Source organism: Sulfitobacter sp. AS59 (assembly GCF_038899995.1).
Lineage (GTDB): Bacteria > Pseudomonadota > Alphaproteobacteria > Rhodobacterales > Rhodobacteraceae > Sulfitobacter.
In genome coordinates this window covers 142,105-162,109 of the sequence record NZ_JBBMQK010000001.1, presented here as the reverse complement: position 1 = coordinate 162,109, position 20,005 = coordinate 142,105, and the positions used below count along the sequence as shown (strand labels likewise).

At 59.1% G+C, this 20,005-nt stretch carries 20 protein-coding genes; 8 read left to right on the top strand and 12 right to left on the bottom strand.

Features of this window, described 5'->3' with window-relative positions:
• Positions 1–23: 23 nt before the first annotated feature.
• On the bottom strand, positions 24–893 hold the full coding sequence (locus WNY39_RS00855; protein ID WP_342843288.1) for a DUF533 domain-containing protein: 870 nt from the start codon (positions 891–893) through the stop codon (positions 24–26).
• Between the two features lie 140 nt (positions 894–1,033).
• Here WNY39_RS00855 and WNY39_RS00850 point away from each other — a divergent pair, with 140 nt between their 5' ends.
• Positions 1,034–1,924 carry a DMT family transporter gene (locus WNY39_RS00850; RefSeq protein WP_342843287.1) on the top strand — a complete coding sequence of 297 codons (891 nt, stop codon included), beginning with the start codon at positions 1,034–1,036 and terminating at the stop codon, positions 1,922–1,924.
• Here WNY39_RS00850 and WNY39_RS00845 read toward each other — a convergent pair.
• The 4 genes from WNY39_RS00845 to mazG form a co-directional block, all read right to left on the bottom strand.
• On the bottom strand, positions 1,921–3,333 hold the full coding sequence (locus WNY39_RS00845; protein ID WP_342843286.1) for a YdiU family protein: 1,413 nt from the start codon (positions 3,331–3,333) through the stop codon (positions 1,921–1,923). The two genes, WNY39_RS00850 and WNY39_RS00845, sit on opposite strands and share 4 nt — an antisense overlap.
• 40 nt (positions 3,334–3,373) lie before the next feature.
• Entirely contained in the window at positions 3,374–3,823 is a 450-nt protein-coding gene (locus tag WNY39_RS00840; protein WP_342843284.1) for a GNAT family N-acetyltransferase, read from the bottom strand.
• Positions 3,820–4,761 carry a nucleoside hydrolase gene (locus tag WNY39_RS00835; RefSeq protein WP_342843282.1) on the bottom strand — a complete coding sequence of 314 codons (942 nt, stop codon included), beginning with the start codon at positions 4,759–4,761 and terminating at the stop codon, positions 3,820–3,822. The genes WNY39_RS00840 and WNY39_RS00835 overlap by 4 nt, the downstream gene beginning before the upstream one ends.
• A 74-nt stretch (positions 4,762–4,835) precedes the next feature.
• Positions 4,836–5,660 carry a nucleoside triphosphate pyrophosphohydrolase gene (gene mazG / locus WNY39_RS00830; RefSeq protein ID WP_342843280.1) on the bottom strand — a complete coding sequence of 275 codons (825 nt, stop codon included), beginning with the start codon at positions 5,658–5,660 and terminating at the stop codon, positions 4,836–4,838.
• Positions 5,661–5,723: 63 nt separating this feature from the next.
• Here mazG and WNY39_RS00825 point away from each other — a divergent pair, with 63 nt between their 5' ends.
• The 4 genes from WNY39_RS00825 to WNY39_RS00810 are packed head-to-tail and all read left to right on the top strand — an operon-like array spanning position 5,724 to position 9,279.
• Complete coding sequence (locus tag WNY39_RS00825; protein WP_342843278.1) at positions 5,724–6,893, top strand: M20 aminoacylase family protein; 1,170 nt, start codon at positions 5,724–5,726, stop codon at positions 6,891–6,893.
• Positions 6,893–7,858, top strand: a complete 966-nt coding sequence (speB, locus tag WNY39_RS00820) for an agmatinase (protein ID WP_342843276.1) — start codon at positions 6,893–6,895, stop codon at positions 7,856–7,858. The genes WNY39_RS00825 and speB (WNY39_RS00820) overlap by 1 nt, the downstream gene beginning before the upstream one ends.
• Positions 7,855–8,802, top strand: a complete 948-nt coding sequence (gene speB, locus WNY39_RS00815) for an agmatinase (RefSeq protein ID WP_342843274.1) — start codon at positions 7,855–7,857, stop codon at positions 8,800–8,802. The genes speB (WNY39_RS00820) and speB (WNY39_RS00815) overlap by 4 nt, the downstream gene beginning before the upstream one ends.
• A 51-nt stretch (positions 8,803–8,853) precedes the next feature.
• A complete protein-coding gene (locus WNY39_RS00810; protein ID WP_342843272.1) occupies positions 8,854–9,279 on the top strand; it encodes a DUF1499 domain-containing protein in 426 nt (141 codons plus the stop codon).
• Here WNY39_RS00810 and WNY39_RS00805 read toward each other — a convergent pair.
• Entirely contained in the window at positions 9,253–9,525 is a 273-nt protein-coding gene (locus WNY39_RS00805) for a hypothetical protein (RefSeq protein WP_342843270.1), read from the bottom strand. The two genes, WNY39_RS00810 and WNY39_RS00805, sit on opposite strands and share 27 nt — an antisense overlap.
• Positions 9,526–9,588: 63 nt before the next feature.
• Here WNY39_RS00805 and prfA point away from each other — a divergent pair, with 63 nt between their 5' ends.
• The 3 genes from prfA to WNY39_RS00790 all read left to right on the top strand — a co-directional run bounded on the left by prfA (position 9,589) and on the right by WNY39_RS00790 (position 12,398).
• Positions 9,589–10,644 carry a peptide chain release factor 1 gene (gene prfA / locus WNY39_RS00800; protein WP_342843268.1) on the top strand — a complete coding sequence of 352 codons (1,056 nt, stop codon included), beginning with the start codon at positions 9,589–9,591 and terminating at the stop codon, positions 10,642–10,644.
• Positions 10,641–11,483: a peptide chain release factor N(5)-glutamine methyltransferase gene (gene prmC, locus WNY39_RS00795; RefSeq protein WP_342843266.1), complete on the top strand. Its 843-nt coding sequence runs from the start codon at positions 10,641–10,643 to the stop codon at positions 11,481–11,483. The genes prfA and prmC overlap by 4 nt, the downstream gene beginning before the upstream one ends.
• Before the next feature lie 213 nt (positions 11,484–11,696).
• Positions 11,697–12,398 carry a DUF4167 domain-containing protein gene (locus WNY39_RS00790; RefSeq protein WP_342843264.1) on the top strand — a complete coding sequence of 234 codons (702 nt, stop codon included), beginning with the start codon at positions 11,697–11,699 and terminating at the stop codon, positions 12,396–12,398.
• Between the two features lie 72 nt (positions 12,399–12,470).
• On the opposite strand, the gene rsmA is transcribed toward WNY39_RS00790, so the two are convergent.
• From rsmA to lptF, 6 genes are read right to left on the bottom strand one after another with little or no spacing between them, the layout of a single operon-like run.
• Positions 12,471–13,313: a 16S rRNA (adenine(1518)-N(6)/adenine(1519)-N(6))-dimethyltransferase RsmA gene (gene rsmA, locus WNY39_RS00785; RefSeq protein WP_342843262.1), complete on the bottom strand. Its 843-nt coding sequence runs from the start codon at positions 13,311–13,313 to the stop codon at positions 12,471–12,473.
• A 46-nt stretch (positions 13,314–13,359) separates the two neighbouring features.
• Complete coding sequence (gene pdxA, locus WNY39_RS00780; RefSeq protein ID WP_342843260.1) at positions 13,360–14,328, bottom strand: 4-hydroxythreonine-4-phosphate dehydrogenase PdxA; 969 nt, start codon at positions 14,326–14,328, stop codon at positions 13,360–13,362.
• Complete coding sequence (locus WNY39_RS00775) at positions 14,325–15,560, bottom strand: peptidylprolyl isomerase (protein WP_342843258.1); 1,236 nt, start codon at positions 15,558–15,560, stop codon at positions 14,325–14,327. Before WNY39_RS00775 ends, pdxA begins: the two co-directional genes overlap by 4 nt.
• Positions 15,548–17,665: an LPS assembly protein LptD gene (lptD, locus tag WNY39_RS00770; protein ID WP_342843256.1), complete on the bottom strand. Its 2,118-nt coding sequence runs from the start codon at positions 17,663–17,665 to the stop codon at positions 15,548–15,550. The genes WNY39_RS00775 and lptD overlap by 13 nt, the downstream gene beginning before the upstream one ends.
• A 1-nt stretch (position 17,666) precedes the next feature.
• Positions 17,667–18,764 (bottom strand): LPS export ABC transporter permease LptG, encoded by a 1,098-nt coding sequence (gene lptG, locus WNY39_RS00765; RefSeq protein WP_342843254.1) that lies wholly within the window; start codon positions 18,762–18,764, stop codon positions 17,667–17,669.
• Positions 18,761–19,891: an LPS export ABC transporter permease LptF gene (lptF, locus tag WNY39_RS00760; RefSeq protein WP_342843252.1), complete on the bottom strand. Its 1,131-nt coding sequence runs from the start codon at positions 19,889–19,891 to the stop codon at positions 18,761–18,763. Before lptF ends, lptG begins: the two co-directional genes overlap by 4 nt.
• Between the last annotated feature and the right edge of the window lie 114 nt (positions 19,892–20,005).

The following is a 20,005-nucleotide window of genomic DNA, read 5'->3' as shown; positions in this document are numbered from 1 at the left end:
CGCTGTCATTCAGACCGTCTGGGTCAGGTGTAAAGCGACGGCACACCCATTTGTTCGTGAATCTCATTCACCGCCGCAGGTTTCATGCCGTACCCCTTGGCAAGCTGGTGCAGATACTGCGCCTCGTCTTGGGTATCCAGATCAATGGCCAGCAGGGACATTGCGTAAACCTGCGCTTCCATGCCCTCGGGCGTCTGCGCAACCAAACCATCGACATCGACGGGGGCGTCCATACGGGCGTTTACAAACGCCGCTTCCTCGGCATCGACATCGCCAAGGTGGCTGAGCAGTTTTTCGCGCTCCGCCTGATCAAAGGTGCCATCGGATTTCGCCGCTTGGATCATCGCGGCGATCATCAGCGCGGCCAAAACCTCTTGGTCTTGGGACGGTTGGATCGCAGGCGTCGGGTTGGCGTCAAATTGCGAATTCAACACCGCGCCAAAATCTGCTTCTTCACGTTCGGGTTTGCCGCTGGTTGACCCGCCAAGGCCAGCCATCAAGCCGCCAGCGCCTGCCGCACCGGCCAAACCGCCCAACAATCCACCCAGACCGCCACCGGACGCGCTGGACCCGCCAGCGCCGCCCAACTGGTTCAACAAACCACCCAAACCGCCAGAGGCACCGGAACTGCCGCCAAGCTGGTTCAGCAAGCCGCCCAAACCACCAGACGCACCGGTGCTGCCACCCATCAGGCCGCCCAGCATGTCCTGCAAGCTGCCTGCCGATGATCCGGCACCGCCTGCCGACCCGCCCGCCAGACCACCCAGCAAACCGCCAAGCCCGCCAGCGCTGCCCGCATTGGTGCTGCTGCCGCTTTTCTTCATCATCGCGCTGGCACCTTTGGCCACAGCAACGCCGATGGCCACTTTGGCCAGTGTTTTCATCAAGCTCATTTCGGTGACTTCCCCGTTTGTAAATTATGCGCGGAGTGTGTTGTAATTCTGCGACGGACACAACCAGATAGCGATCAACCCCGCGGAACTCGGCGCTTTATTGCGATTGACAACATGCCCGTAACGCGGGTCTGTGAGGCATGGAACGTAAAACTCAAATTGACATGTTTGGCGCGCTGGCGCTGATCGCCTTTGCGCTGAACCTTGCCTTTAATCAGGTCGTAATCAAAGTCACAAACGGGGGCTTTAATCCGGTGTTCGCGGCGGGCCTGCGGTCGCTGGGGGCGATTGTTATCCTGACGATCTGGATGAAGGCGCGCGGGGTCAGTTTTTCCTTTCCCCGGCCCACATGGGGCTGGGCCGTGGTGTCGGGGTTGCTGTTCACGTTCGAATTTACCTGCCTTTTCATTGCGTTAGACACGACAACTGTCAGCCGCGCGTCGGTGATATTCTATTCCATGCCAGTATGGCTAACCATTGCCGTGAATTTCCTGCTGCCCGATGAACGGCTGACCAAGCTCAAGATCATTGGCCTTACGCTCGCCATGGCAGGTGTGGTTGTGGCGCTAAGCGAACGCAGCGGCGGGCATGTCAGTTGGATGGGCGATCTGCTGGCCTTGGCCGCAGCGCTGTGTTGGGCGGGCATCGCGCTGTTGGTACGGGTGACCCCGCTGGAAAAGGTGCCACCTGCGCAGCAGTTGATGTGCCAGGTTGCGATCTCGGGGCCCATTCTGGTGCTGATCGCCCCGCTGTTCGGCCCCCTGATCCGCGACGTGCAAATGATCCATCTAGCCGGATTGGGTTTTCAGATCATCGCCGTTGCCAGCCTTGGGTTTCTGGCGTGGTTCTGGCTGATGTCGGTATATCCGGCCTCAACCGTCGCCTCGTTCAGCTTTCTATCGCCGGTGTTTTCAGTGATTTTGGGCTGGTTGCTGCTGTCCGAGGAGGTGGCCCTATCAGTCTGGGCCGCGCTGGTATTGGTCGCCCTCGGGATTTACCTAATCAACCGCAAACCGCGCGTGGCCCATTAGGTCCCGCAGAACGTCGCCGGTACAATTTCGCTGTCTGTCGGCGGGCGCTGCAGGTCTGTATCGGTGGTGTGATACGGCGTTGCCAAGGCTTTCATCAAACGCTCAAACGGTGCCATATCGCCAGCAACGGCGGCTTGGATCATCTGTTCAATCCGGTGATTGCGCGGTATGATCACGGGGTTGGCGGCATTCATCACGGCCACCGGATCAGCCTCGTCTGCGATGCGCGCCTGCCATCTGGCCTGCCACGCGGCAAAGGTATCTTGGTCAAGGAACTGATCTTGCGGGGCATCGCCAGATAATGCCCGGAACGCATTGGTAAAATCGGCACCGTCTTGCTGCATCAGTGCCAACAGATCGTCGATCAGCGCCGCGTCACCGGCCACCGGATCAGCGATGCCGATTTTCGCGCCAAAGCGTTTCAGCCAAGCCCCCTCGATCAGCGCGGGCATGGCGTGCACGATCTCGGTCGCTTCGGCCACGGCGGCATCGGGGTCGTCCAACTGCTGGATCAATGCGGTTGCCAACTGCGCCATATTCCACACCGCCATTTGCGGCTGGTTCGAGAACGCATAGCGGCCCTTACGGTCGATCGAGCTGAACACCCGATTGGCATGAAACGCATCCATAAAGGCGCAAGGGCCGTAATCAATCGTCTCGCCCGAGATCGAACAATTATCGGTATTCATCACGCCGTGAATGAACCCGACAGACATCCACGCCGCGATCAGTTCGGCCTGTGCCGTACAAACCGCACGCAGCAACCCCATGGGGCCGTCGGCCTGCGGATAATGCCGCTGGATCGCGTAATTGGTAAGGGTGCGCAAGTTATCAACCTCGCCACGATGGGCAAAAACCTGAAATGTGCCGACGCGCAGATGGCTGGCGGCAACGCGGGTCAACACAGCGCCGGGCAGGGCGGTTTCGCGGTAAATATCTTCGCCCGTGGCAACGGCGGCAAGGGCGCGGGTGGTGGGAATGCCAAGGGCATGCATCGCCTCGGACACCACATATTCACGCAGCACAGGACCTAGCCACGCACGCCCGTCACCGCCCCGCGAATAGGGCGTGGGGCCAGACCCCTTAAGCTGGATATCGCGGCGCTGGCCGGTGACATCGACAACTTCGCCCAGCAAAATCGCACGGCCATCGCCAAGCTGGGGATTATAGTTGCCAAACTGGTGACCCGCGTAAAGCTGCGCCAACGGGTCCGCGCCCAATGGCAGTTCATTCCCGCCAAAGGTAAAGGCGAGATCATCTTCCCCGGCATCATCAAGACCCAGTGTTTTCGCCAAGTCAGCGTTAAAGGCCAACAACTTGGGGTCGGCCACAGGGGTCGGGGTGATGCGGGTGTAAAAGCCGGCCGGCAAAGCGGCAAAACTGTTATCAAAGGGGGCGTTAAATGTCATGGCTTAGATATAGCCATCAAACGCCGCATTGCCAGTGCGATCACAGCTTTCGTGTCATGAACATATAGTTATCGCGCGGCCTAAACCCTGCGCGGCTGTACAGTTTCTGCGCAATCAGGTTCTCTTTGTCGACCTCAAGATGGACGGCCTTTACACCAGCACCTGACAGGGCATTCGGTAGGGCCAGCAGCGCCTCGGACGCGATACCGCGACCACGCACGCCGGGGCGAACATAGATTTCGTCAATGATCGCGTCCAACCCGCCAAATTCAACCGACCAGCCAAGGGTAATGATGACATAGCCGATGGGCGCACGGGGCGGGCCGATCAGATAGGCAATACCATGAGGGATACCGTCGAGCAGCGGCGCGATGCCATTGTGCCGGTCCTCGTCCGATTGTTCGATCCCCGCCTCGGCGTGAAAAGCCGTAACCAAACCGATCAACCGCTCAAGATGCTCCGGCTTGGCAAGGGTAAAGGCGGCGCTCACAACCGGGCCAGACGTTCGGTGAGCAGGCCGAAAAACCCGTCCGCATCCAAGTCGCCCATGAAAGTCGCGTTCGCGGCACGATCGGTGACGCCCCACCAATCGGCGACGGTCATGCCCATGGTCAGCTCGGAGTCTGTCTCGATCTCGACGTTGATATGACGGCCTTTGAACAGATCGGGGCGGATCAGATAGGCTGTCACGCAGGGATCATGCAGCGGGGCCCCTTCGGAGCCGTATTTTTCCTTGTCGAAACGTTCAAAGAATTCGGTCATCTCGGCCACGGCGATCCCTACGGGGCTGCCGATGTTGCGAAACGCGTCGTTGCGGGCCGTCGTGACCAGCGCCTTGTGCGTGACATCAAGGGGCATGACCACAATCGGCGCACCTGATTTAAACACTATATCAGCGGCTTGCGGGTCAACGTAAATGTTGAACTCGGCCGCAGGGGTGATATTACCGCCCTCGAAATAGCCGCCGCCCATCAGCACGATTTTCGCTATACGGTTGGCGATCTCAGGGGCCTTTTGCATCGCCGTCGCGATGTTTGTGAGCGGTCCCAGCGGGCATAGCGTCACGGTGCCGGGTGCGTGTTCGCGCAGCATATCGATAATGAAATCCACCGCATGGCCGTCGGCGATTGGCATCGTGGGTTCGGGTAGCACGGGACCATCAAGGCCGGTTTTGCCATGCACATGTTCCGCCGTGACCAATTCACGGCCCAGCGGGCGATCGCATCCGGCAAAGATTTTCACGTCCGTCTTACCCGCCAATTCGCAGATAATACGGGCATTTCGCACCGTCAGATCCAGCGGCACATTGCCCGCGACACAGGTGATCCCTAAAACCTCGATGTCTTCGGGGCTGGCCAGCGCCAGCAAAATCGCCACCGCATCGTCCTGACCGGGGTCGGTGTCGATGATAATTTTGCGCGGTGTCATGGCGTGTCTCCTGTCTTTTATGTTGTCCGAGCCTTGCCGGATGCGACGGGGCTTGTCCAGTGCAAGCGCTTGATCTAGCTGCGTTCCGCCTGTTTTACCGCATCCCACAGCGCGTCCATCTCGGCCAGGTCGCTTTGCTCGGGCGTCTTGCCGATCTGCGCAAGCCGCGCCTCCACGCCCTCAAACCGGCGGATGAATTTGGCGTTGGCACTGCGCAGGGCCGCCTCCGGGTCAAGGCCCAGATGCCGGCCCAGATTGGCCATCACAAACATCAGATCGCCAAATTCCTCTTCTACCTCGGCTTGGGTCAGGGTATCGCGGGCCTCGACCAGTTCGGCGGCTTCCTCAGCGATCTTGGCGACGACATCGCCAGTATCCGGCCAGTCAAACCCCACACGCGCGGCACGTTTTTGCAGCTTATAGGCGCGCAGCAAGGCTGGCAGGCCAACGGCCACACCATCCAGCGCGCCGCCTTGAGCCTTGCCCGCACGCTCAGTCGCTTTGATCTTTTCCCAATCAGCGGTCTGCTGATCGGCCGATTTATCGCGGGATTCATCGCCAAACACATGCGGATGACGCGCGACCATCTTATCGCTGATATTGCGCACCACGGATTGAAAGGTGAAATGCCCGTCTTCTTCGCCCATGGCCGTGTGATAGACGGTTTGCAGCAACAGATCGCCCAACTCGCCCTCCAGCTCGGGCCAGTCGCCGCGTTCAATCGCATCGGCGACCTCATAGGCCTCTTCGATGGTGTAGGGCGCGATGCTGGCGAAATCCTGTTCGATATCCCACGGGCAGCCGGTTTCGGGATCACGCAACCGGCGCATGATTTCCAAAAGCCGCTCAATCCCTGCGCTTTGATCAAAGATCAGTGCATCTTTCGATGTCTCGGCCATTGCAGCCCCCGTGTGTCTGGTGTCAGATGCAACCTGACCAAGATATATGCAGGAGTCCACCCAATGCCCGTCGTGAACCGTATCGCGGATTTTGCCACCTTGATGACCGAATGGCGCAGACATCTGCACACGATACCCGAGCTGGGCTTTGACTGCCCCAAAACAGCAGCGTTCATCAAAGAGCGGTTGCAGGAACTGGGCGCAGACGAAATTCACGAGGGCATCGCGCAAACCGGCATTGTGGCGATCATCAACGGCAGCAGCGATGGCCCGACAATCGGCCTGCGCGCGGATTTTGACGCGCTGCCGATCCTTGAGGAAACAGGCGTTGAGTATGCATCGACACACCCCGGCAAAATGCACGCTTGTGGCCATGACGGGCACACGGCCATGCTGCTGGGGGCCGCAAAATATCTGGCCGAGACGCGCAATTTTGCAGGCCGCGTGGCGCTGATTTTCCAACCAGCAGAAGAAGACGGCGGCGGTGCCCAAGTCATGTGCGCCGAAGGCATGATGGACCGTTTCGACATTGCGCAAGTCTACGGCATCCACAACATGCCAGGGGCCGAGTTCGGGTCGTTTTTCACCACGCCGGGGCCGATCATGGCGGCGGTTGATTCCTTTACCATCCAGATCAACGGGCGCGGCGGGCATGGTGCCATGCCGCACGAAACCGCCGATCCGGTCGTCGCCGCCTGCGGCATTGTCCAAGCGATCCAGACGATCACCAGCCGCAACGTGCCATCGGCGCAGGAAATGGTGATCTCGGTCACGCAGATCCACACAGGGTCGGCCAGCAACATCATCCCCGACACGGCAATGATCAACGGCACCGTGCGGACGTTTGATAAAGACGTGCAGACGCTGATCCGCAAACGCATGGAAGATATCGTTCAGGGGCAAGCGGCAAGCTATGGCGTGACCGCGACGCTGGATTACGAGGTTGGATACCCCAGCACGCAAAACGCGCCCGAACAGACAGCGCTGGCCGCTGATGTGGCGCGCACCGTTGCAGGCGACGCCAATGTCGACGCGGAATTCCCGCGCGTCGCAGGTGCCGAAGATTTTGCCTATATGCTGGAGGAACGCCCCGGCGCCTATCTGTTCCTTGGCGCGGGCGAGGGTGCCGGATTGCACCACCCCAAATTCAACTTCAACGATGATGTGGCCCCCGTGGGCGCGTCGTTCTTTGTGCAACTGGTCGAACAACTGCAACCGGCGGCGGGTAAATAATGGCGCTCGAAGACGCAAAAACTCAGGTAGATCAGGCCTTTACCCGCGATGATCTAAAGGGGCCCAGCTTTGAAAACGCCTTTGGCGGGGCAACGTCATTCCTGCGCCGCCGCTATACCAAGGACCTGACAGGGGTCGATATCGCCGTGACGGGCGTGCCGTTCGATCAAGCCGTGACCAACCGCCCCGGCACCCGGCTTGGCCCCCGCGCGATCCGCGAGGCGTCCAGCCTGCAACCCTATGATCCGCCCTATGGCTGGGATTTCGATGTGCTGAGCGAATGTGCCATCGCCGATTATGGTGACATGGCGTTTGACTATGGCCATACCAGCCAGTTCCCCGCCACATTGACCAAACATATCAAAGGGATATTGGACGCAGGTGCCGCAAGTGTGGTGCTGGGGGGCGATCACTATATCAGCTTTCCGATCCTCAAGGCCTACGCCGAAAAATACGGGCCGATCAGCCTGCTGCAATTCGACGCGCATTCCGACACCTGGCCCGACGACGATATGGACCGGATCGACCACGGCACGATGTTCTATAAGGCGGTAAAATCCGGCATCGTTGATCCGGCGACATCCGTGCAGGTGGGGATCAGAACGACCAACCCGGATACGCTGGGTGTGACCACCATTGACGCACGAGAGATCTATGAGAAGGGGCCGCAAGCCGCCGTTGCCAAGATAAAACAAATACTTGGCGACCGGCCTTGCTATCTAACCTTTGACATTGATGCGCTGGACCCGGCCTTTGCACCCGGCACTGGCACGCCCGTGTGGGGCGGTCTGACGTCCGCGCAATGTGCCATCATGTTGCGCGATCTGGCCGGTATCAATATCGTCGGCGGTGATATCGTCGAAGTGTCACCCCCTTTTGATACAACCGGGGCCACAGCCATTGCAGGTGCCCATGTGGCGACCGAGATCCTTTGCCTGCTGGGATGGAGAATGCGGAACAAATGAGCGTAAAAAATCAACCTATAAGCGGCAATGATCTGGCCCGTTTTTCAGGCCCCAACACCTTTATGCGTCTGCCTTCTGCAAGCGACCTCAAGGGGTTAGACGTCGCGGTTCTGGGCATACCGCTGGATATTGGCACGTCGTGGCGATCTGGCACGCGCTTTGGCCCAAAACAGGTCCGCGCAGAAAGCGCGATGCTGCGGCCCTATAATCTGGGCACGGGGGCGGCGCCGTTTGATTCACTTCAGGTCGCGGATATCGGTGATCTGGCCATCAATACGTTTTCGTTGTCTGATAGTTTGTCAATTATTCAAGACAGTTACACCGAAATCTTAAGGTCGGACGCGATGCCATTGGCGATTGGCGGCGATCATTCGATTACGCTGCCGATCCTGCGCGCAATGGCCAAACGGCACGGGCCTTTGGCGCTGGTGCATGTGGATGCCCATGCAGACGTGAACGAGGACATGTTCGGGGAGCGTGAAACCCACGGCACCGTGTTTCGCCGCGCCTATGAAGAAGGTCTTGTAAACCCCCATAAAACCTACCAAATTGGGTTGCGCGGCACCGGCTATGGTGCCGATGATTTCACCGAAGCCACCGGTTGGGGCTTCCAGCAATTCCCCGCGCAAGAGCTGTGGCACCGCAGCCTGTCACCGCTGGGGGCCGAAATCAGACGCGATATCGGCGATGCGCCTGTTTATGTCACCTATGACATCGACAGCCTTGATCCCGCCTATGCACCGGGGACGGGCACGCCCGAAATCGGCGGTTTGACCACACCGCAAGCGCTGGAACTTATACGAGCGCTCAAGGGTTTGAACGTCGTTGGGGCGGACTTGGTTGAGGTATCACCGCCCTATGACACGAGCGGGAACACGGCGCTGACGGGTGCAAATATCCTGTATGAAATCATGTGCATCCTGCCCGGTGTTGCATACCGCTGATCCGGCGGACGCTCCGCGGGGAGTTTAAAAGGCAAAATGAAAGCAAAGCGAATGATGAGTTTCTTTTGGGTCGTGGTTTTGGTGTTCGTAGGGTTGCAGGCCTATATCCGCTTTGCCCCAAGTGACGCTGCAAACTGGACGGTGGATGCGAATGCAGATGCGCCGGGAACATACCCCAAGGGGGGTGGGTTCAAGGTTGTCGCAAAGGTTGATGGCGACGCGGATGCGCTTTTGGGGGCCTTTGACACGGCCATGATGGCGCAGCCGCGCACGCAAAAGCTGGGTCAGGCCGGCGGGCAACAGATCTATGTCACGCGGTCTTTGCTTTGGGGGTTTCCAGATTACACAACTGCCGCGCTATCTGGCGACCGGAGCCGTGCGACATTCTATAGCCGGTTGCGGTTCGGCAAGTCGGATATGGGTGTGAATGCCAAGCGGTTGCGCGAGATTTTAGGCACCATCGGCATCGCTGTCTAAGCTTGAGCTCTGGCAGCCTTGCCCGACCTCGCGCCACATGGGCACGTTCAGCGACATCTGGCATTGCGCCTGAAACAAGCGGTCGCCGATTTGCATGCAAATGGTTTGGCCCAGCTCGACGCGGCGACCTTGGGTGTTGGTGCAGTAGCAATCAACCGCCTTACCGCTGGGATAGGTCGCTTGCGCGGGTGCCGATTGTGCCGTCAGGCTGAACAACAGCCCCGATATCAGAGCAATCTGTTTCATGAGCCATCATATTAACACATAGCGGCTCTTGACCAAAGCGCTATCATCAGCGACAGAAACCCGATGATCCCCATGGACCGCCTTGCCCAAATCACCCAACGTTTCCAGTTTCTGGAGGCGTCAATGTCGTCTGGGTCAGACGGCGCTGACTTTGCCAAACTGGCCAAGGAATATGCCGACCTGCGCCCCGTGGTCGAGCAGATCGAAGAATACCGCCAGTTGCTGGAAGACATGGACGACGCGCGCGCCATGCTTAAAGACCCCGAGATGGCGGAACTGGCCGAGGAAGAGCTGCCGCGCCTGAAAGCAGCGCTGCCCAAGGCGGAGGACGCCCTGCAATTGGCGTTGCTGCCCAAGGACGCAGCGGATGCCAAACCGGCGATGCTTGAGATACGCCCCGGCACCGGCGGGGACGAGGCCGCGCTGTTTGCCGCAGATCTGTTGCGGATGTACCAGCGCTACGCCGAGGCGCAGGGCTGGAAATTTGATCTGATCGAAGAGCAAATGACCGAGTTGGGGGGCGTTAAGGAAGTCGTCGCCCATATCAAAGGTCAGAATGTTTTCGCCCGGTTGAAGTACGAATCCGGCGTGCACCGCGTGCAGCGTGTGCCGACAACCGAAAGCGGCGGGCGTATTCACACCTCAGCCGCCACTGTCGCAGTATTACCCGAGGCGGAAGATGTGGATATTCACATCGACGCCAATGACTTGCGGATCGACACAATGCGCAGTTCAGGGGCAGGGGGGCAGCACGTCAACACCACCGATTCCGCCGTGCGCATCACCCATATCCCGACTGGCATCGTTGTGACGTCCTCCGAAAAATCACAGCACCGCAACCGCGAGATCGCGATGCAGGTGCTGAAAGCGCGGCTGTATGATGCGGAGCGACAGCGCGTGGACAGCGCGCGGTCGGCGGATAGGGCCGCTCAAGTCGGATCAGGCGATCGGTCGGAACGCATCAGAACCTATAATTTCCCCCAAGGGCGGATGACCGACCACCGGATCAATCTAACGCTATATCGGCTTGATGCCATCATGCAGGGCGATCTGGACGAGATTATCGACGCACTGACGGCGGATGCGCAGGCCCGGATGATGGCGGAGATGGGCCAGTGAGCGCACCAACAGCGGCGCAAGCCATGGCATCGGCGGCGGCACGGTTGCGCGCTGCGGGTGTGCCCGATCCGGCCCGTGATGCACGGTTGTTGCTGGCCCATGCCGCATCGGTGGACGCATCGCGCGTGACTTTGATTGCCCCAGAAGAGATCGCGCCGGAAATTGCAGAGCGCTATGAGAACCTGATCGCATTGCGGGCGGTGCGTGTGCCTGTGTCGCATCTGGTCGGGCAACGCGCCTTTTACGGGCGGGATTTCAAGGTCAGCCGTGATGTATTGGACCCACGGCCCGAAACCGAAACGCTGATCGAACTGGCTTTGTCTGAACCTTTTGACACTGTGCTGGACCTTGGCACCGGATCAGGCTGCATTCTGGTGACATTGCTGGCTGAGCGGCCGGACGCAACTGGCGTCGGGTTGGACCTGTCGGAATCGGCCTGTTTGCAGGCCAGCGCCAATGCGGTGCTGCATGGGGTTCACGCGCGGGCCGACATCCGCCAATCCGATTGGTTCGAGGCGGCGAACGGCCGGTTTGATCTGATCGTGGCAAACCCGCCCTATCTGGCAAAATCGGAAATGGCTGCGGTGTCGCCCGAATTGCGCCTGCATGAGCCTGAAATGGCCCTGACAGACGGGTTAGACGGGTTAAGCGCCTACCGCGTGATTGCATCCCAAGCCCAAGGGTATCTGACCGCCACAGGCCGCGTGCTGGCAGAAATTGGCTGGCAGCAAGGGCCGGACGTGGCAGAGATTTTCAGGGCCGCTGGATGGGGACGGGTACGGATTTTGCCCGATCTGGATGGGCGTGATCGTGTTCTTTGGGCCGACACACCGGCGTGAAACTGCAAAATAAACGCGATCTCACGCATTCTTGACAGTTTGTGCTTGATCGCGCCTGACAGCCGTGCTTATTCAATCATGTTGCAGCGGTGGATGCTTATTGGCGGTCCCGCGCGGCGTTAAGCCCAACAAATCGTATGGCGCGCTTTTGAAGGATGTAGATGCATCCGGCGGCTTTCTCGAAGCACAGCACAACAAGGCTGAACGAATTACATGAAATCTTCAAGATCACGTTCCAGATCCAAGAACAGTCGCAACCGTCAACCACAAGGTGGCGGCAACGTCGTGAACCGCGTGTTCGACAGCTCTGGCCCAGAAGGCAAAGTGCGCGGCACGCCGCAGCAGGTTATTGAAAAATATAACCAGTTGGCCCGTGATGCACAGCTGAGCAATGACCGTGTCGCCGCTGAAAACTTTCAGCAGCACGCAGAGCATTACCTGCGCATGCTATCTGAGGCACAGCGCGAAATGGACCAGCGCCGCGAAGAGCAAGAACGCCAGCAGCGCGAGCGTCAGGAAGAGCAAGAGCGTCAGAACCGCGAACGCCAAGCCGAGCGCGACCGCGAACGGGCAGAGCGTCAGGAACGCGATGCGGCCAATGGTGTTCCCTCCAATGAGGGTGATGCAGAGACCGGCAATCAAAACACGGGCGGCAATGACCAGTCCCAACAGCATGGTCAAGACAGCCAAGACCAGCAGCCCAAGCGCCGCCGCAACAACCGCACTGCAAAGCAGCCGGACCTTCTTGAGGGTGACGGCGCGGCACAGGGCGGGGACGACGGCAGCAATCTGGTTGAAACACCCGAGAACAAGCCCAAGCCACGCCGCGCGCCCCGGCGCAAGCCGCAGGCAAAATCGGATGATACATCTGGGCAAACACCCGAAGGTGGCGATCATACCGAAGCCGCTGAATAAACGGGTTAATGAATATAAAAAAGGCCTCGCATTCTGCGGGGCCTTTTGCGTTTGGGCGACAGCTGTGCGGGTTTAAGGCTTGGCGAGCTCGCGCGCCAATGCGCAGAAAGCTTCTAGCGATACTTGTTCGGCACGCTCCGTCGGTTTGATGCCCGCTGCGATCAGGCGATCCTCGATATCCGGTGCCGCCGCCTTGAGCGCCGAGCGCAACATTTTGCGGCGTTGGTTAAACGCCATCGCGACAACGCGGCTTAGCACGGCGGGATCGGCGGGAAAACGCGGCTCGGGAAGCGCGGTTAAATGCACCACGGCAGAGGAGACCTTTGGCGGTGGGGTAAAGGCCTCGGGCGGGAGGTTCATCACGATCCGCGCATCGGCCCGCCACTGCGCCAGCAAGGCCAACCGGCCATAGGCTTTGGAGCCCGGCTTGGCCACAATCCGTTCGGCAACTTCGCGTTGGAACATCAAGGTCAGGCTGTCCCAGAACGGCGGCCATTCAGCAGGGGTCAGCCAGCGCACCAACAGTTCTGTGCCGACATTGTAAGGCAGGTTCGCGGCGATGCGGATGGGCGGGGTCAGATAGGCCAGCGGGTCAATCTCGAGCGCGTCTCCTTCGATCACGGTCAGGCGGCCGGGATAGGCCTCTGCGATCTCGTTCAGGGCGGGCAGGCAGCGTTTGTCTTTTTCGATGGCCAGCACCCGCCGCGCCCCTTCGGCCAGCAGGCCACGGGTCAACCCGCCGGGGCCGGGGCCGATTTCAAGCACGTCGCAGCCGGACATATCGCCCGCTTGGCGCGCGATCTTGGCGGTCAGGTTGAGATCAAGCAGAAAGTTCTGCCCCAGCGATTTACGCGCCTTGAGATCATGGGTGTTGATGACGTCGCGCAGGGACGGAAGCGTATCGATTGTGGTCATGTTGTGATTTCGCCTTCGGCGAGGATATTTAAGAGCCAGAGAAGCATTAGGACGTCGCCATTTTATGGGCGAGGCGGATGGCTTCGACCATGCTGGTGGGATTTGCGATGCCTTTGCCCGCGATGTCAAAGGCGGTGCCGTGATCGGGCGAGGTGCGGATAAAGGGCAAGCCCAGCGTCACATTCACGCCGCGGTCAAAATCAAGCGTCTTGATCGGGATCAGCGCCTGATCATGATACATCGCAATTGCCGCGTCGTAGCGGGCACGGGCGGCAGCGTGGAACATCGTATCGGCGGGCAGGGGGCCGAGCAGATCGTAGCCTTCGCCTCGCATGGTGACGACCAGATCATTCATCCAGTCGACCTCCTGACGGCCCATTGTGCCACCTTCGCCCGCATGGGGGTTTAGGCCAGCGATGGCGATTTTGGGCTGTGCGATGCCAAATTGTTTCCTTAGCCCCGCAGTGGTGATTTCGATCACCCGGCGCAGGTGGGCGGGCGTCAGGACATTTGGCACTTGATCGAGCGCGATGTGGATTGTCGCAGGCACAACGCGCAGTTGGTCCGAGGCCAGCATCATCACCACATCATCGACACCGGCAAGGGCGGCGAGGTATTCCGTATGGCCCGGGTAGGCGAAATTCGCGCCGTCCTTAAGTGCTTTTTTATGGATGGGTGCGGTGGTCAGGGCGCAGGCGTCGCCCGCGCGCACCAGATCAACGCCGCGTGCAATCACGTCAATCACGGCTTGGGCATTGGCGGGGTTGGCTTGCCCAAGCACGTTGTCGGCGGGGAAGGCATGGGCAAGGACGGGCAGCGCATCGGCGGATGCATCCAATGCCTGATCGCAGCTTTCGATCACACGGTGCGGAATGTCGCCGGGCAGATGGCGCGGATCACCCAGCCAGACCATCGGTACTTCACCCGCCAGCACGGCCCAAGCGCGGGCTGCGACTTCAGGTCCGATGCCTGCCGGTTCACCGCATGAGATGACGACAGGCCGTGCGCCGGTCATTTGCGCACGATACGCGCGTCGGCTTTGAGCTGATCAAGCAGTTGATCCGCATAGCCCACGAGCCGTTCCTGACGCAGCGCATTGATCACGGCCTCGCGGCTTGCTTCTTGGTTCGCGGTCGCGGTGCGGCTGCACATCATCAAGAACATCAGCGTTTGCCCGTCAGAACGGGTCAGTGCCGTGGACACTTCGCCCGGATCAAGCTTGGACAGCTCAATTGCGATGTCTTGGGGAATTTCACCCGGTGCCTTGGTGGCGCGTTCCAGCACGTCTTCAGGCTGGCCAAGGGCCTCTCCGTAAAGATCATTACAGGTGTCAACGCGGGCCTGAATTTTGGCTGCCTGGGCCAAGGTTTCGGGGCTGCGGCCGCCGGGCAGATAATAGGCGGCATATTCAATCGACGAATAGCTGCTGGTCGGGCTGCTGGTTTCCTGGATGTCGCGCAGCTGGAACAGGGCAACGGCATTCGGGATCGGCAGGGGTGCTGTCACTTCGCCCGGGGCAAGGGAAAGGATCAGCGGCTGCAAGGTCGGCGGCAGCAAGGACAGATCTTGCCAGCCCAGACGACCCCCACGACCGCGCGAGGCGGTTGCAGAATATTGCGTGGCATAGTTGGAGAATTCTGCCGTTGATTGCGATTGCGAGATTTGTTCAGCAAGCGCAGTTACGCGCGCGGCGTTTTCGGGTGGGGCGGGAATGATGATCTCGGACAGGAGCACGCGCACGCCACTGCTGTTTGCAGTGCCAAGCGCGCGGTCGATCTCCGCATCGGTGATCTGCACCCGCGATGAATAGCGCGCCCGCACCAGTTCGCGCCAGCCGATGGAATTCACCACAAAGTCGCGAAATGTCTCACGCGACACGCCGGATTGGCCAAGCGCTTTGGTAAATTCTTCGGTGCTCAGATTGGCGCGGCCTGCAAATTCTGCAAGGCTCTCGTCGATGCCTTCGGCGGTCAGTTCGATCCCTGCGTCGGCCACAGCCTCGTTACGCACACGTTCGTCGATCAAGGCGTCGATGACCCCTTCGCGGGTGGCCCCGGGCGCATTCAACAGTTGCAAAAACCGTTGCCGCTGCTGGACTTCGTATTCGGTCACAACGGATTGGTTCACCTTGGCCACAGGCGCATACAGACCTTGCGCAAGCGCGGGAGCAGCGGCCATGACCGCGAGGCCAACAATCGCAACGCGGTGTGTCAGACGGTTCAGGTTCATCTTAGTTACATCCCACATGATCGCACATATCTTTCTTTTCCGTTGGAGGCCGAAAAGCCCCGCAGGCCGATGTTAAACCCGATATCGGTCGAGGGCTCAACACTTGTTGATGAGGTATAGCGCCGGCGCACCGAAAGGTCGACGCTGACGCATTCATTGTTATAGGTCAGGCCCAAGCCTGCCGTTGCAGCACGGTTGTTTTCAACGTCATAGCGGACATCGGCGCTGGCGGTCCATTGATTGCGAAAATCATAGGACCCATCGAGCGATATCTCTGACACGGGTTCGGTCCGATCTTCGGCAGCATCGGTCTCAAGCCAAACATAAGTGCCGCCAAGCGTGAGGTTCCCAAGCCCCCAATCGCCGCGCACTTCGGCCTTGGAGACCTCAAAATCATTGTCAATCAAGGTACGCGCGGTCAGCGACATGCCCGCTTGGTTGCGGATTTGACCGGCCAGCAAGATGTTTGATTTTGTCCCAGACAGGCCCGACGTATTGGTAAAATCACTATCAAAGACTGATCGAAACACCTGACCTGCGGCGATATGGGCGTCCCAGCCTTGCGGATCAAAGCGCGACCAATTCAACCCCACCGCCGTGACAGTACCGCGTTCCTGCCGGTCAGGGCTGGGAAAGCGTGACAGGCTCAGCAGGTTGCCCTGATCGAATTCGACCCGTGTGCTTTCCTCGTTCGGGATATCCAGACGTTCGCCGCCCGTCCAACCAACCTGCGCAAGCGGCGTCAGCATTTGTGTCACGCCGCCAGACCCGGTCCGCATCATCGGATAGCTTAGACCAACAGAGGCGGTTGGCACCAGATCGGTGTGGTTTTGCGAATAATTCGAGTCTTGGGTCACATCAAAGGCGTTAAAGCCCAAGCCAGCGCGCGCATCCGTTACCAGCCCGCTTTGGTGGGTGAAGCGGCGCAGGTACTCCAGCTTGCCATTGATCCGCGCCACGTCGCGGCCAATCACATCGGCGGTGGAGCTGCGCTGATGGCTGTGTGCCTCTAACGACAGGCGAACCTCGCCGCCCACGGATTTTGGAAAAAAGCGGCGTTCAAACTCCCCGTCAATCACAAGGGTTGGCAGGGTCGAATTAATCTCGCCGTCGCGTAGGGTTTCAAAGCTATAGAGGCTCGCCCGGACATAGCTGTCACGCCGCGCCCGGCTGACGGTGATATCGCTGCGTAACCGGTCTTCGTCCAGATAGCCGTATTCGGTGAAATACCCCTCGTCGCTGACCACCTTGATGTCAAAGCTCAGCTGGTAATCGCGCCGCAGATCAAACCTGCCTTGCCAATCGAAATAGCCGCGCTCTGTATCGGGCAGTTCATCATCGCGGGTATAGGCCCCTTCGAATGAAATATACCCACCAACAAACGCCTGCCGGTAGCGGAATTCAAGGGTGCGCGTGGCGGACGACAGATAGGGGGTCAGGGTCAAATCGCGGCTATCGCCCAGCTTGATAAAATACGGGATTTTCAGGCCCGTGCCCAGTTGCGAGGTCGTGCGTATCGACGGCATCAAAAATCCGGTTGCACGGTCTAGCGTCGGGTCGGGCATCCGCAAACGGGGCAGATAAAACACCGGCACGCTTCTGATGTGAAACGTTGCATCATCAAAATACAGCTGTTGTTCGACCTCGTCGTGGATGACCCTGCGCGCCCTGATTTGCCACAGGGGAACGTCGCCATCTTCGCATATTTTACAAGAGGTTACGGCAGTTTTGTAAAGCTGGCTATAGCGGCCATCGACGCGATCAATCTGCACGGCGGCCAATTGCACCTGTTGGTTCATCACCATACGCGCGCCGGTCAACAGGCCGTTTTGCAACCCGCTATCCAATTGGGCGGCATCGGCCAAGATCACGGTTTCCCCGCCATCGGTCAGCACAATCGGCCCCTCGATAGTCAGCGCGCCGGTTTGTTCATCATAGCTGATTGATTTGGCCTGAATACGGGTGTTGCCTTGGAACGCCTCGACGTTACCGCGGGCGATCAGCACCCGATCACGTGTGATCATCAGATCATCCGCCACCAGAACCGCAGGGCGTTCGCCGGAATTTTGCGCAGTGGCAGGGAGGGGCAGCAGCAAGCAAAGCGCCAAGAGAAACCGCCGCATCTCAGCCATCCTCCGCATGGAGCAGCAAACCAAGCGCCAATAGGATCGATGCGACCGGTGGTGCCCAAGCCGCCAGAAGAACCGGAATTTGCCCGTTTTCCCCCAAAATCTGTGCAAAGCTGCGAATGAAATACAAACCGAACCCCAACAGAACAGATGCCAACACGGCAACGCCTGTGCCTCCGAACCTCGTATGGCGCATGGTGAATGCGCTCGCAACCAGAACCATCGCAATAAGGAAGAACGGCCGTGCCAATTCTGTCTGCAACCAAACCTTGTGACGGCGGGGCGAAAACCCTGCCTGTTCAAGCTGGTTGATAAATTTGGGCAGATCATAGATCGACACAGCACCCGGATCGCTGATGCTTTCGCGGATGCGGTCCAGCGTCAGGTTCGACGGCAAGGTGAGGGTTTCAAAAAACTCGGCGTTGCCTTCGGCGTTCACCCCAACCTCAAGCGGCCATGATTTTGCACCGCTTAGCACCCAGGCGTTTTCCTCCAGCGCGGCGCTGGATGCCTCGATCCGGCGAACGGGGCCGCCTTCGGGGGCGTAGGAAATGAACGTCACATCATACAGCACCGACGCATCGGCATTCGACCGCCACGCGCGGATCACGGTTTGCCCCATCTCGCCGCCCTGACGCAGCCACAACCCTTCGTCGCTGATCGACAGGGCAGAGGCACCACCGGCGCGGATGTTTTCAGACAGCTGCAAATAGCGTTTCGCCGTGGCGGCCACGATGGGGTTCAACATCCCAACCGCCATAACCCCGATGATAAACGCCACCACGACGGGCGCCTGCAAGGCCGTCAACGCCGACCGCCCCGACGCACGGGTCACAACCAGTTCCGATGACCGCGCAAGCGACAGGAACAAGACCACCGTCGCCAAAATCATAATCAAGGGTAAGATCAGGTTCATGGTTTCGGGGGTGTTCAGCAACGTCAGCCCCAAAATACGTTCCCAACCGATGTCATAGCCGCTAAATTTGCGCGTCTGTTCGACCAAGTCGACCAACACCAACAGCGCAAACAGCACCGTGGAAATCAACAAAAAGCCGGTCAGAAAGCGGCGCGCGAAGTAGAAATGCAGGATCATGCGGCCACCTTTGCCCGACGTAACCGGCGCAGCCAACCGGGATGCGCCGTTTGCCAAATCATCGCCAGCACCAAAATCAGACCGATCAAACTGGGCAGGTAAACCAGCGGCCAGCGGCTGGGGTCGCTGCGCACCACGCCTTCCAACGTGCCACGAATACCGTCAATGGCGATGAGCAGACCAAAGGCGATCACAATTTCGCGCCAGACGCCGAACCGCGAAAACCCGCCCAAAATCAATGTGGCATAGCCGATCATCGCCGCCACAATGCAAAACAGCGGGGCGGCGAACCGCGCGTGAAACTCTTCGGCGATCGTTCCTTGGGTTATGTCGACGCGCTCACCAAGGGCGGTCCAATCGGTAAACAGCGCAGGGGTCACCATACTATCGACGGATGTGTATTCTTCGGTGCTATTGCTAACCAAGGCTGAGATATCAAAGGAAAAATCCCGAAACTTCGCCGTTGAAAGCTGGTTGGTTTCGCTGCTTAGCCGCTGCGCCAGACCGTCGACCATGATCAAGGTCGTCCCATCCCCATTGCGCACAAGATAGGCCTCGGAGGCGGAATAGATCATGCCTTCTTCGGGGTTGCGACGGTCTGACAGAAACACATCACGCAAAACGCCATCCGTCCCGATCAACCGGGTGTAGAACGTCACCTTGGAGGACGGATGCAGGAATTCGCCTTCGGTCAGCAACCGCGCCGATACGTTTTGCGAAATCTCGGCCTCGCGTTGGGTCAATTGCGCCTTGGCCATGGGCACCAGAAAATGGGTCAGCACCGATAACATCACCGCAACACAGATACCGTAGACAAACACAGGCCGCGCCAACCGCCATGGCCCACTGCCCGTGGCCTGCAACACGGTCAGTTCGGATTCGCTGGTCATGCGGTTGATCACATAGACCGACCCGGCGAATGCGGCGATGGGAAATACGGTGGTGATCAACTTGGGCAGGCCCAACACGGTGAATTCCAGAAACACCAAAGCCGTCTGGCCGTCGCCAATCAGGCGATCAAACAAGATCACAGCACGGTTGATCCAGAAGATCGCGACCAGGATCAGCGCAAAGAAACTGAACAAGATCAGGAACTGGGACAACATATAGCGGTCAAACTTAGACAAACTGTGTCCCTTAGACATTTTTTCGCTGATATTATGCACGCAGGATAAAACAAATTTTCGTCGGCGAAAACTGCTATCTGGCCTTACCGGCGGCTGCGCGCTAGGTCTTGGGGT